General features: G+C 34.3%; 9 protein-coding genes. All 9 read right to left on the bottom strand.

Annotation, left to right across the window (positions count from 1 at the left end):
• Positions 1 to 134: 134 nt before the first annotated feature.
• The 9 genes from DR980_RS08590 to DR980_RS08550 all read right to left on the bottom strand — a co-directional run bounded on the left by DR980_RS08590 (position 135) and on the right by DR980_RS08550 (position 13652).
• The gene (locus DR980_RS08590; RefSeq protein WP_066082307.1) at positions 135 to 362 is read right to left on the bottom strand and encodes a PspC family transcriptional regulator; all 228 of its coding nucleotides are present in this window, start codon (positions 360 to 362) and stop codon (positions 135 to 137) included.
• Positions 363 to 397: 35 nt separating this feature from the next.
• Positions 398 to 1699 (bottom strand): DUF2851 family protein, encoded by a 1302-nt coding sequence (locus tag DR980_RS08585; RefSeq protein WP_113635080.1) that lies wholly within the window; start codon positions 1697 to 1699, stop codon positions 398 to 400.
• Positions 1700 to 1818: 119 nt separating this feature from the next.
• Complete coding sequence (locus tag DR980_RS08580; protein WP_113635037.1) at positions 1819 to 2301, bottom strand: 3'-5' exonuclease; 483 nt, start codon at positions 2299 to 2301, stop codon at positions 1819 to 1821.
• Positions 2302 to 2515: 214 nt separating this feature from the next.
• Positions 2516 to 3877 carry a pyridoxal-phosphate dependent enzyme gene (locus tag DR980_RS08575; RefSeq protein ID WP_113635035.1) on the bottom strand — a complete coding sequence of 454 codons (1362 nt, stop codon included), beginning with the start codon at positions 3875 to 3877 and terminating at the stop codon, positions 2516 to 2518.
• Positions 3878 to 4085: 208 nt separating this feature from the next.
• A complete protein-coding gene (locus DR980_RS08570; protein WP_113635033.1) occupies positions 4086 to 6071 on the bottom strand; it encodes a putative porin in 1986 nt (661 codons plus the stop codon).
• A gap of 194 nt (positions 6072 to 6265) precedes the next feature.
• Positions 6266 to 8149 carry a S8 family serine peptidase gene (locus DR980_RS08565; protein WP_113635031.1) on the bottom strand — a complete coding sequence of 628 codons (1884 nt, stop codon included), beginning with the start codon at positions 8147 to 8149 and terminating at the stop codon, positions 6266 to 6268.
• Positions 8150 to 8309: 160 nt separating this feature from the next.
• Complete coding sequence (locus DR980_RS08560) at positions 8310 to 9116, bottom strand: hypothetical protein (RefSeq protein WP_113635028.1); 807 nt, start codon at positions 9114 to 9116, stop codon at positions 8310 to 8312.
• A gap of 15 nt (positions 9117 to 9131) precedes the next feature.
• On the bottom strand, positions 9132 to 10583 hold the full coding sequence (locus DR980_RS08555) for a RagB/SusD family nutrient uptake outer membrane protein (protein WP_113635026.1): 1452 nt from the start codon (positions 10581 to 10583) through the stop codon (positions 9132 to 9134).
• A gap of 9 nt (positions 10584 to 10592) precedes the next feature.
• Complete coding sequence (locus tag DR980_RS08550) at positions 10593 to 13652, bottom strand: SusC/RagA family TonB-linked outer membrane protein (RefSeq protein ID WP_113635023.1); 3060 nt, start codon at positions 13650 to 13652, stop codon at positions 10593 to 10595.
• Between the last annotated feature and the right edge of the window lie 75 nt (positions 13653 to 13727).

Here is a 13727-nt window from a genome sequence, read left to right as displayed (position 1 = left end):
GAATAAAACTGAATTTAAAAGGAATGAGCCCGATACAATATCGAGCTCATTATTATCAAAATTAATTATAAATTTGTCTAAACTTTTGGGGGCAGTCTATTTACTAGCGTTTCCCTTTTTCTATTTAAAACCATTTACAAATCAAAAACAGACGTCCGTTTTGCTCTTATCAAATCCTTTAATCGTATCCAGAAAGCAAGTGTTAAATAAACTGCAAACCATAATCCAGCCGTAACAAACGATAAATAAATAAAAAAAAGTCGGACACTACTAGCACGCATTCCCAAAGTATCTGCTAAACGGGAGGAAACATGGAAACCGTGTTTTTCAAAAAAAAACTTGAGCTTGATAATTGCTGACATTTTATAAGTTTTAAATGATAAGCGAAATTACAAAATTATCTAATTGACACCTTAGCTAAACCACTAATTGTTTTTTTGAGTAATTCTATTCCTACGCTGCACTCCAAACATTTACTTTTGTTACAATATTCATTCTTGAGTTGAAGCAATGATTGCGTCTCAAACGCACTTTTAGAAACAATTCCAAAAGAATGAAACTTATCAATAATTGCATTTTTTTCTGGTGAAACTTCATTTAAGAGTTGAATCAAATCCTCGGAGATTTCTTTTCCCTGACTTTTTGCGAAAGCAAACTGTAGCGGAATTATAGTATTTATAAGAATCAAATCTACAAATGATCTAGAAAGCGCTTTCTTTTTTTTGGGACTTTCTTTATCAAATTGATAATGATTCAGCCAATATTCAGAAGTTGAAACTTGAAACAAATCATAGGTGCTTTTTAGAGAATTAAGCGTAGTGATTTTCGAAAATAGATTTTGATGCGTATGATATAAATTAGCTAATTGAGAAAGCCGAATCGTTGGAAAATTGTCTGGACGATGCTTGAAAAACTGAACCGGTTCAATGCAACTTTTTTCTTGCTGATATTTATGCAATAAATATAAATACCTGAATTTTAAATCTTTAAAATAATTATCTTCTTTCTCCGAATCCAATAATCCAGCAGTTCCAAAAATTAAAGCTTCCAGATTCTCAACCTCAAAACTTTCTTTTCTTACAACAGAAAAAGGAATGCTTTTTGCGATTTTCAAAAAGATTTCACCGTTAGTATTTAATCCAAAATTCCTCGCCAAAAGACAAAATAAAACCGCTTCCCAATCTTGATTAGTTTGTTCTAATAAATCAAATATCGGTTTTGATTTTCTTTCCAAGCGTTCAAAAAATAAGCGCTCCTGCCAATTTTTGAATACAAATTCATCAACATGTTTGATTTGTTTTTCGCAGAAAATCCAAGATTTTGGAGCCATTAAAGATTGGTAGTTCTCAACGGTACTTTTATCAACGTATTTTTTAAGTTCTAAAACCGGTATTTCAGTATTGTTTTTTCTAAAAATTTCCGCGTCGTGTTCCCATACCACATGAAGAATCACGTTTTCATAGGCTTCATCTCTTTCGTGATGATGCACATACCAATCTGAAGATTTAAGATGAATTTCTACATTTCCAGCCCATTTTTGATTCCCAATAGTTATTTGGGCATTAAAAAAATCAGGTCCGGCAAGTTCTAAATATTGACCAACATTAATGATTGTGATTTCCTCTCCATTGAAGGTTTTCAAATTCAAGGAATCAAATTTCTTGAATTTCCACAGGTAATGAAGGAAATCTTCTTTCATATTGGACATATTATATTGAATACTAATGTAGTAAAAAAAGAAACAGTAAATTATCTAAAATAAAAAATTCAGAAATTTCCCTAAAAAAAATTAGGACAATTGATGAAATCTAAGTGTTTTTATTTCATCAGATACAATTTGGCGCAAGCCCGAGCATCCGATAAAGCTTCATGATGATTTAAAGAGATGTTCATTTCTCGGCAACAATCACTCAATTTGGTTGGCTTCAATCCTTTAGCTTTATAAATTTTGACGGTACATTCCCAACGAGAAGCGATATTCAAATCAGCGTAATCCAGATTATAAAGCGCCATTGATTTCGCCAAAACATTCCTGTCAAAACTTTCATTGTGCGCCACTAATACTCTATTTTGGAGTCTTTTTTGAATTTCAGGATACACTTGAGCAAATGATTTAGCATTCACTGTATCGCGAGGATATATCCCATGCACTTGAATGGTAAAAGGAGAGTATAAATTGTTTGGCGGTTTTATTAAGGTAACAAACTCGTCGACAATTATTCCGTTTTCTACGGTTACGATACCTACGGAACAGGGATGATATCCAATTGCGGTTTCAAAATCTATAGCAGTAAAGGTCAATTTGATTCAGGACTAAAGGTTAACGGTTTAGATAATAGATTTACAAAAGTACTATCAATTACAAAAGTTCAAAGCATTCGATAACTTTCTTTTTATTTCTTGTTGCAAATTTTAGTCTCCAAAATTTTTACAGCAACAAACTAATTAAAAAAAATCCTGCAAGGTTAAAAAACCTTGCAGGAGTATAATTAAAAAATAAATTTTTGTTTTAAATTTATTTTATAGAACCAATAATATCATATTTGGTAATAATATGGTGACTTCCATTTTCTAATTCCACTAAAACAGCTTCATTTTCTTTAGTAAATAATTTAGAAACTTCTTCAATGGGTGTTCCGTGTTTCACAATTGGAAAAGGTTTCCCCATTACGTCTTTAATTGGTTTATCGGCTACATCTTTGTCAGCTACGTAACTTTGAAACAAATCACTTTCATCAACAGAACCTACAAATCCTGTGATATCAATCACCGGAATTTGAGAAATCTTGTATTTACGCATTCTCTCAATAGCATGCGAAACTAATTCTTCTGTACGAACCACAATCAATGGTTTATCTATATGATCTTTGATGACATCTTCAGCCTTTGTGATTTCTTCTTCCAGAAAACCACGTTCACGCATCCAGTCATCATTGAACATTTTACCTACATAACGGCTTCCTGAATCATGGAAAAGTACCACAACAACATCTTCGGGTTTGAAATGTTCTTTAAGTTGCAATAATCCTTTTATTGCTGCTCCAGCTGAATTACCTACAAATATTCCTTCTTCGAGCGCAATTTTACGAGTATAAACCGCAGCATCTTTATCGGTTACTTTTGTGAAACCATCAATTAGAGAAAAGTCTACATTTTTTGGTAATATATCTTCTCCGATTCCTTCAGTAATATACGAATAGATTTCATTTTCGTCAAAAATTCCAGTTTCATGGTACTTTTTGAACACAGAACCATAGGTATCTATTCCCCAGATTTTAATATTAGGATTTTTCTCTTTCAAATATTTAGCTACTCCTGAAATTGTTCCTCCAGTCCCGACACCAACAACAAAATGAGTGATTTTACCTTCCGTTTGCTCCCAAATTTCAGGACCAGTTTGCTCGTAGTGCGCTATTGCATTTGAAGGATTATCGTATTGATTTACATACCAGGAATTAGGTGTTTCTTCTGCCAATCGTTTAGAAACCGAATAATAGGAACGCGGATCAGTTGGTTCTACATCCGTGGGACAAACCACAACTTTGGCTCCAACGGCACGAAGAATATCCATTTTTTCTTTGGACTGTTTGTCTGAAATCACACAAATCAGTTTGTATCCTTTAATAATGGCTACTAAAGCCAATCCCATTCCGGTATTCCCCGAGGTCCCTTCGATAATGGTTCCACCTGGCTTTAAACGTCCATCAGCCTCAGCATCTGCAATCATTTTTACGGCCATTCTGTCTTTAACAGAATTTCCAGGATTGAAGGTTTCGACTTTTGCAAGTACCAAAGCCTCTACTTCGGCAGTTACTTTATTGATTTTTACTAATGGTGTATTGCCTATTGTTCCTAATATATTTTCTGCGTAGCGCATTATAGTTTTATTTTAAGATTGTGATTTGTTGTAAATACTGCTGCAAAGATAGTATTTTGTTATAAAATATTATGATTTACGGGATTTTGCGTTCGTGATAAAAGCGACATCCTTTCTTTGCTTCCTTTAAGCAAGCGGCAGCTATAGCGGATAGCACGATAAAAAGCCCCAGAAAACATTATTGGCACCCTATAATTCTAAGAAGAAATTAATTGAAGAAGTTCCAAATCAAACCAAATCGAATCGTGAAATCACGAGATGGATTGTTGGGAGAAGCATAAAAATTGTTTCCAGTTAATGCCGAATTAAAATGTTCTACTTTAAAATAAATCCTTGTTCGCTGCACTTTTGCATTGATGAAAAAATCCAGGTTCGGATGATTACCAATTTGTTTATCATTTTGCACAAAAAACTCTCCTATTACAGGATTATAATCATTTGTATAATACTTGGAAAAATAATTCAGTGAAATCCCGGTTTGAAGAAATAGCGCATTTTTGAACAAATAATTGGAATAATAAAACGTGTTTCGGGTGACAATTTCAGGAACGTTTAAAACAGCTTCGTCTTGCTCCGTTTTTTGATATAAAATTGTATTATCCAAAGCAAAATTTCCAAATTTTAATTCTCTGCTGATTTTAACCGATAAATAATTGATAGTTCCATCGTATTGCGTTGGTGCCAAAATTTGTGTTTTGGCAAGGATTTGCTCTGAGTTTGAAATGTTACTAAAATACAAATGATCATTTAAAACTGAAAACTGTACCTCGGCATCAACCCAAGGGGAAATGGCATTTGCTTTTATTGTATTGATTTTTTCATTTTTGAAGTCATTTGACCAATTGTATTGTACAAAACTGCTTTGATGCAAATTATAATTATTATTGGGTAGTTTATTAATATTTTGATACTGAAAAGCAAGTTGAATTTCATCATTCAGCTCGTATTGTAATTTAGCATCTAAATTAGACAGCGATTGTGCTGTTACCGATCTGGAGTATAAAAATTTACCATTCCACTTATTGCGTCGATATTCATATTGTCCACCAGCGCTATTGATTTGCTGACTGAAAGAACTAGGTATCGTTCGATTGTCAAAAATAAGGATTTGATTATAATAATAATTTGATCTGAAATCATCTACAAAAAACTGGAAAGTTCCCAAAGTAGTATTCTCATATATAAGTCCAACTTTGTTATACATTTTGTTATATCGAGTTTGATCATTTATACCACTGTCCAAAAATGATTCTCCAAAACGGAAGACTGTCTCCGAACCTACTATTGATGGAACCGTTGCCTGATTGTATTCAAAAAACTTATTCTCGTAGTTAAATTGATGTGTCAAGTACAAATTATTATCACCCTTTTTAGGATTAATTCTAAAATTGTGATCCAGAAAAATCCTTTTGCCTTTTAAAAATGATTTGGCGTCATTAAAATAGACTTCAAAACGTTGTCGGTTGTTGTAATTTGGATCCTCGCTTTCAAAATCTTCAATAGTTGTGATTCCGCCATTTTCCTCATTCAAAATATCTTGAAAAGTGTAATGTGCTTTCGCAAAATAGCGTTTGTTTTTAGTGTTGTAATTTGTGGTGAATCTAAAATTACCGGTACTAGACAATTGATTGATATACTCACCCTCTGAACGCAATCCTTTGTAGGCTATCGAAAAATTAAGATTTTCAGAAGTATTTAATGTAATAAAAGCATCTACAGACTGCCCTTTTCTGACAGTAGTTTTAAAGTATAATTCGGTAACGGGTGTAGCAACGGAATAATAGCGTATTTGATTTGCTTCTAAAAAATTAAAATGTTTTGCTTTAAAACCAAATTCCGGATACGGTGAAAAATCAGTTAAACTATACTGCAGCGTATTGTAGGTTTGCCCATCATTTGCAAAAGGCAAAAGTCCAAAAATGTCTTTTCGCAAATAGTTGTGGCTGTATTCTTTTTGAATGCTAAGAGAAGTATCAATATAAGTTGTGTCGTTTTCAATAGTGATAACCTTATAGAGATCGATGGGAGCTATTTTAAATTTTGTTGTAGTAGTTTGTGATTTTTTGATAGTATGACCATCTACTGGGCTTTTAACAAAATTATTGTTAGGTACATTATTTATAAGAGGTTTTCTTTGTGCGAAACAAAAGATCGAAGAGAGAAGAACCACAAAATATAAAAAAAATTTGAGCATTACTTAATTTTAGTCGTCAAAGGTAAGCTTTTTTTGAACAAATGGACAACAAAAAATATGTCTCCCGGTAGATAAAATTTCACTACAACTATATGAAATCAAACAGAAGTGTACCCTTCTTTTAAATATCAACAATAGACAAAAAAAACGGTTATCGAATAACTACGATAACCGCTTATTACTAAACAACAGATTTATTTCTTAATGAACTTTTTAACGATAATTCCATCGCTTGTAGAAAATCTAATAAAATAAAGTCCACTATTCAATTTAGATACATCAATAGATTTTTGACTTAAATCTGAAATTCTATCAATTACCTTTCCGCTAATGTCCAAAATTTCAACACTTGTAATTTCATTGAAATTACTACTATCAATACTTAATTTAGAATCCGTAGGGTTAGGAAAAATGCTACTTACATCTTTGTCAGCTGCAAAATCTAGAGCAGAAAGTGTTACGGGTGGTCCAGACACAATTAATGAATACTTCTGTTTACCTCCGCCTCCTAGGACACCTTTATGACTTACTGTAATCGTGTAGGTCCCATTCGGATTATCTATTTGGACTTTTTCGTAATTATCACGAAAGTTATCAGAACTACGAACGGCTGGATCGGTAGGAACAATAGGATTTAATGTCCATGGATAAAAAATTTCTTCACCTTTAGTAACTCTAACATCTAAATCGTTCACTAAATCCAATTTTGTCGGATCTACAACAGAATTATTAGCACTCCCAAACCTATCAGTCCATGAAATTGATATTAAGAGTGGGCTTGAGCCTGAGGCAGCAATGGTTTTTGTATAAGTTTCTCCTTCTACCAACTCTAACTCTTCAATCGCAGCTACTGCTTCATTATCCGACTTTATTAAAGAAGCTGCTCTTTCTGCATTTACTAAACCCCATCCAAACGCATAATCTGGACCCTCAAAATCTCCTGCCTCATCAGTAGTGTGAAGCATCAAACCTTTCAGAGTAGCAGCCCTCATAAATTCATTATTTAATGAATAATAATATTGCTGTAATAGAAGTGCCACCCCTGCAATACCAGGTGATGCCATGGATGATCCTGATAAAATTCTATTAGATTCATCAGTCTGAACTGTTGTGGATCTTACATTTTGTCCTTTAGTTACTAAATCAGGTTTAATTCTACCATCATCCGTAGGCCCAAAACTACTAAACGCGGTCATAGTAACATTGCCAGCAGAACTATAATTTGATACTTGATTAACTGCACCTACAGTTAAAATGTTCTTAGCATTTGCCATTCCTTTTATCAAGTTATAACCACCTTTTTCTTCTAAATAGGGCCTAAGATCATCATCAAAAAATTCGTTCCTATCATTACCAGCTGCAGCAACAGCAAGGTAATAAGGAGCTGCAGAAGCTATATTATCAAACGATCTAGCAGTTGAATTATAGGCACCTAGAAGATATCTAGGATTCTCTCCAGGCCCATACGAATGATTAGACACTAGCATACCATTAGCAGCTTCAGTAGCCATTTCATTTAAGTCATCATCCCATTTATAAGAAACACCACTGGCATCAAAAGCAATACCTCTTAAACCAGCGTCAATTCCCTGAGCAACAATCGTACCCATCACATGACCAGCGTGCTCCAATTGCGTCGAGCCGTCGGCATTAATTACTTTCCCATTTGGATACTCTTTATGCGTAGTCCTAGCAGAACCACCATCCCAAACGTAAGCTACCATTCCTTGACCTTGCAAATTCAAACCTAAATTACCGCCGGAATACAAGGCGGTTGCTCTAGCGGTTGTAGCAGCACCATCATTATAGGTCTTGTAGTATGCAATTTCCCCGACTGGAGAAATATCATAAATCTCTTCAAGAACGCCATCACTACTATTTCTAGGTACTACTTGAGGATTTCTAAGTAAAAATCTATCAACTCTTTCTTGCCGAGCTAAAAATGCAACGTGAAATTGCTCAGACAACTGCTTTAATGTAGGGATATCAGATTTTTCAATTACAGCTTTTCTCTGTTCTATAGACTGAGAGTAAGAAAAAACCGAATAAAAAATAAATAAGTAAAAGTATTTATTCATAATATAATTGTTAATAAACAAATCTAAATTAAATATTCTAAAACGAAATCAAACAACTATAAAAATAATGTTAAATATTAGAATGAATAGAAAAAGAAGTCGTGTAATTAAAAAAAACCGTTTCATTACTGAAACGGTTTTTAAAATTTGAAAATAATATTTATGTTCTGGCGAATATCTCATTATACCCAGCCGCACGATATGTTTGGTTAGTATTAGGAAGCCAGTACTCAATCCATAAAGAAATTCTACCAGTGCAACCGTCTATTGAAGAGAAATTTGAACCTGAAGTAGGAACACGAATGGAAACAGGTCCATTACCAAAGTTAATACCTAAGGCTTTTGGAACGAAAGTTACTCTATTGTTACTAGGATCATAAGTAATCGTAAGATCTGGACTCGTAGCACCCTCAAAGAAATTACGAATGATAAAAGTGTTAGGTTGTGGACCAGCAACAACTTGATAAACTGTAGATATACCATCGTTATAAAAATTAGCTGAACTAAAATTACCAGGGAAATTTACCGAATTGACTGGGCAAACCTCAACAATATTAATTACAACTTTATCGTTATCAAAGCTTTCGTTAGCTCCAAAACCAGATATTTTCAGCGTTAGTTTTTTAATAGTGGAATTAATTAAATTGTTATCTGTTCCGGTAATAGTTAACGTTCCTGTATAGCTATCCGCAGGAATAGTGAAAGTTGCAGGGAAAGAATACGTTGCACTATTGGCATCAGTTTGTGCTGCGATTGCTGCAACATTGTATGTACGGGCTACGTTAGATTTATTACTAGCACGCAATACTAAGTCTACGCTACTTGTGGAATTGATAGGCACTTTCAAATCGACTGCACTACTAACAAAACCAACATAAGCTAAATCGTCCTGATAAGTAGCTTGCTCATCGGCACTACAGCCCGCAAGAACCGCTATAACAACGAGAGATAAAATAAATTTTTTCATTTGTATAAATATTAATTATTGATTATACCCAGGGTTTTGCTGGATTGTAGGATTAGCAAAAATCTCGGTTTGTGGGATTGGAAGAGTAAATCTATAATCCGTTGGACTTAATGCTACGTCAGCAGCAAAAGAAGCAGCGTCACTCGGATCTCTGTTAATTCCGACATTTATCTCAGCACCAATTCTCTTGATATCAAGGTATCTATGCCCTTCAAAAGCAAACTCTTTTCTTCTTTCTAACAATATATCGGTTAATGCGGCATTTAAATTAGCATAAACTGGTAATGGAACAGTGGGAGCAATTCTCAACACTCTCAAATCCCTAACATCCGCTGCAGCACCAGTTAAATCGCCATTTCTAGCCTTACACTCCGCTAAAATTAACTTAATTTCCGAAGTTCTAAAAACTTTAATATCATTAAGAAGGTTCGTACTAGTACCTTTTCCTTTATATTTATTAAGTTGATAACTACCCGCGTTGACATTTACAGCTCTGTAGTTAACGGAACGACGAACGTCCGCTGCATCATACAAATTGTACAATTGTCTAGAACCCTCGAATATTGGCGTCGTAGGGCCTGCGTTAAAGTAATACAACGAACCTATAGTATTGTTTCCTGCCAATCGTGAAAGCGTGAAAAAAGATTCACCGTCAGCGGTATCTAAAAACATATTTGGATACGCAGTTTTAATGGTCAAAGCAGGTACGCCAGGTGCAGTGATAAGTGTCTGCGCAAGCGTTTGTGCAATAGGATATTGTCCTTTTAGTAATGCAATTTTTAATTTAATGAAATTGACTGCATTAACCCCTAAATAAAACTTACCTGTATAAGCCGTTGAAGTTGGATTAAATAAAGTCAAAGCTTCATTCAAATCAGCAGATACAAAATCTAAAATCTCACTAACAGTATTACGTGGATATACCAACGCATAATTTGCAGGAACAAAATCCATTTTGATTACAGATAATCCATCTGGGTTTTGATATTCCGGAGTAAAGTACTGAAAGAGATCAAAATGACACAAAGCTCTCAAAGCTAACAAATTTGCTTTAGTATGAGCTGCAGCATTTTTGTCTGCAACTGTAGAAAGAGTTGGAAAAATGCGATCATATGCCGCAAGAGTACGGTTAATTCTATTTATAGCAGCATATCTATTACCCCAAATCTGCGTAGGCGTAGCTGAATTTGGCTGTATAAGCCACTGATATGTTTCTGTACCACCACCAGTGTTACTGGCCCCACGTATCATGTTGTCAGTGAAAAGATCGTTGAATAAAATTGAGCCATTTCCTGCATCAGGGCTGTAAGCAGCATAAGCTCCATTAAGGCCCGTATTTAAATCTTTTAATGTGATGTATGCATCTTCTTCAAATATGATCCCCTCCTGAACTATATCAGTAGCATCATTACAAGAAAACATTGTAGCGAACAATAGTAAATAAACTATTTTACTTATTTTTTTCATAATTGTGTATTAAAAATTAATTACTGTACCAAAAGTTACAATTCTAGGCGTTGGATAATTCCCTCTATCTGTTCCTCTAAATCCAGCTTCAGGATCCCAACCTCTCCATTTTGAAAAGGTTACTAAATTTTCTGCTTGTACATAAAATTTCAATCCTTTTAGAAAAGAAATATCTGCCAACGTTTTCTTATCAAAAGCATAAGAAAAACTTACGTTTCTCAATCTTAAATAAGATGCATCATCTAAATATCTGTCAGTACTGTTGATATAACTGATCTCGTTTAAACCGTTACCAATTCTTGGCATTGATGTAATTTGACCTGGAGTAGTCCACGCGTTTTGAATAGAAACAGCACGGTTACCACCATCTGCAATATTTGTAACATTCTCTAATGTTGCTAAATCTAAGTTATTTCTAGCAAGATCTGCAACGAAACTCCATTGTGTATAAAGGTTAAATCCTTTGTAAGAGACACTAGAAGTAAAACCACCTTGCCAAATAGGATAAAGTTGCTCACCATTGAAAACTCTATTTGCATCTGCTAAAATTTCGGTTAATCCACCATTTGCTGTTTTGAATAAAGGATTACCGTTTGCAGGATTTACCCCTGCATATTCATTCACATAATATGCGCCAACTGGCTGACCCTCAGCGATTGCTGTAGACCCACCTGCAAAAATTAGTCCATTAGCAGATTCTGGCAACTCAAGAATTTTGTTTTTGTTGTAAGACACATTACCTCCTACACCAATTTTCCAAGAATCTTTACTATATACATCGTAGTTAAGAGCCAATTCGACTCCTCTGTTTTCTAAAGACCCTACGTTAGCATCAATTGATGATGTACCTTGGACAGGAGAAACCGGATTACTTTGATATAGATCTTCAGTAAGTTTTCTGTACACATCTAGACTTCCGCTAACTTTAGAATTAAATAATGCAAAATCAAGACCAATGTTAGCCTGAGAAATTTCTTCCCATCTTACATCAGGATTAGCGATTTGCGACAATACTGTTGAAGCTGTACCGTTATAACCTGTTCCTACTGCATAAGTTGTATATGGTAATAAAAGTGCACTATACTGTGCATTATTCACACGTTGATTACCAGAAGTACCATAAGAAGCACGTAATTTCAAGGCACTAAAAACTTTAGAATCCTCTAAAAACTCCTCTTTGGATAAATTCCAACGACCTCCAACTGACCAAAAAGTACCCCACTTATTATCCTCAACGAATCTAAAAGAAGCATCTCTTCTTACAGTTAAACTTAAACCATAAGTACTATCGTAGTCGTAATTGATTGCACCAAAATAAGAAAATAAACCTTCCTGAACTTTAAAAGAACCAACAGTAGGAATATACTGGGTTGCAACCGCATCAACAGCAGGCTCTATTACAGGAGTAATAAAAGCTGCACCTGTACCTAACGCTCTTGGATCTAAACCACGCTTTTGGTAGTTAAATCCGTTAAAATGAGCTTTGTAATACTCTAAATATAGACCCGCATCAAAAGTGTGTTTATCAGCAAAAGTTTTGCTATATTTAAGGTAAGTATTACTGTTAAATCTAAAGTCACGTGAATATGACTCTCCAAAGATACCACCATACTGTGCATTAATATTCACTTGGTATGGACCAAGGAAACTTCTTGGGTCAGTAACACTAAGAGTAGTAAATGATGAATAATCAACACCTAAGTTAATTCCAGCAGTAAGATTTTTTGTAATTTTATAATCGGCAGTGAAATTTGCTAATATCTTAAGCTCATCATCAAAATTGTCATTAAAAGCAAGTGAATTTAAAAGAATCAATGGAGCATTATCAACAATCGGAGCTCCTGTTAAAGTTAACGCGGTAGACGGATCTAAGTAAGGTAAACCTCTAATTGCAGCAGTAAACGGTTGGAAAAAGGTAGAATTTCCACCAGCACCAGCAACGTTGTTACTTCTTGTAAAGTTTGCACTTAATCCTGAAGAGTAATTAAATTTACCATTACTACTTTTCCCTGTAAAATTATTTCTAAAATTAAAACGCTTAAAAGTAGAAGCAATAAAAATACCTTGTTGATCTAAGAAACCAATAGAAGTATAATTTTTAGTGTTTTTAGATCCTGAAGAAAAAGATAGATCGTGCTGCTGTGTTGTACCAGTTCTGAAAAACTGATCTCTCCAATTGATATCTAACTGAGATGCAATTTGCGCATCTGTTAAAGGTTGTCCTGGTTGATCAGGATTACCTGTACCTCCAAATCCTCTATTATTAGCTCTTTGAAAGTTTAGTAATTGAGAAGTATTCATAACATCTATTCTAAAATCTTGTAAATTAGAAATACCATATTGAGTTTGGTATTTAACATCAAGATCTTGATCAAATTTTCCTCTTCTAGTCTCGATGATTATTACACCGTTAGCACCTCTATTTCCGTAAATAGAAGTAGCTGCAGCATCTTTCAACACAGAAGTAGATACAATATCCGTTTGAGTGATAGATCTAAAACCATCCTCGTCAACAGGCATACCATCCACAATAATAAGCGGTTCAATATTACCATTCAAAGAACCAACACCCCTTAATAATATAGTACTATCTGATCCAGGCTGCCCTGAACCTGTAGCAATATTAAGTCCAGCAACCATCCCTTGCAGGTTTTGAACAATAGATGCCTGCGCTCTTTCTTCAAGTTCCTCAACATTTACAGATGCGATTGAGGAGGTTGCTCTCTCTTTTTTCAGTGTTTGATAACCAGTAACCACAACACCTTCCAATTGTAGAACATCATCTTCCATCTGAACATTGATGGTGCTGGAAGCACCAACAATAACACTTTTAGATTTGTATCCTATAAAAGAAAACTCTAGCTTTTCGCCAGCACTAGCCCTAATAGTATATTTTCCGTCATAATCGGTTTGAGCACCTCTCTTAGTTCCCTTTACAGATATTGAAACACCAGGCAATGGAAGTCCATTATCAGAGACAACACCCTGAACTGTTTTTTCTTGTGCAAACGAAAACTGAATAAAGAACGCTAAGGATAGCGTTAGAATCCATGTAAACTTTGATTTCATATGTAATAATTTGAGTTAGTTATTTAGCAAAAATCATAAATAAATCTTAAAAAAACAAATCTTTAAAATAATTTA

The organism is Flavobacterium psychrolimnae, assembly GCF_003312425.1.
Lineage (GTDB): Bacteria > Bacteroidota > Bacteroidia > Flavobacteriales > Flavobacteriaceae > Flavobacterium > Flavobacterium psychrolimnae.
The sequence above is the reverse complement of the archived record's forward strand: the minus strand, read 5'-3'. Positions and strand labels throughout refer to the sequence as shown.

Coding starts and splice junctions, on each gene's coding strand:
- DR980_RS08565 (WP_113635031.1), bottom strand. CDS start 8,149: ATGAATAAATACTTTTACTTATTTATTTTTTATTCGGTTTTTTCTTAC.
- DR980_RS08560 (WP_113635028.1), bottom strand. CDS start 9,116: ATGAAAAAATTTATTTTATCTCTCGTTGTTATAGCGGTTCTTGCGGGC.
- DR980_RS08570 (WP_113635033.1), bottom strand. CDS start 6,071: ATGCTCAAATTTTTTTTATATTTTGTGGTTCTTCTCTCTTCGATCTTT.
- DR980_RS08590 (WP_066082307.1), bottom strand. CDS start 362: ATGTCAGCAATTATCAAGCTCAAGTTTTTTTTTGAAAAACACGGTTTC.
- DR980_RS08550 (WP_113635023.1), bottom strand. CDS start 13,652: ATGAAATCAAAGTTTACATGGATTCTAACGCTATCCTTAGCGTTCTTT.
- DR980_RS08575 (WP_113635035.1), bottom strand. CDS start 3,877: ATGCGCTACGCAGAAAATATATTAGGAACAATAGGCAATACACCATTA.
- DR980_RS08555 (WP_113635026.1), bottom strand. CDS start 10,583: ATGAAAAAAATAAGTAAAATAGTTTATTTACTATTGTTCGCTACAATG.
- DR980_RS08585 (WP_113635080.1), bottom strand. CDS start 1,699: ATGAAAGAAGATTTCCTTCATTACCTGTGGAAATTCAAGAAATTTGAT.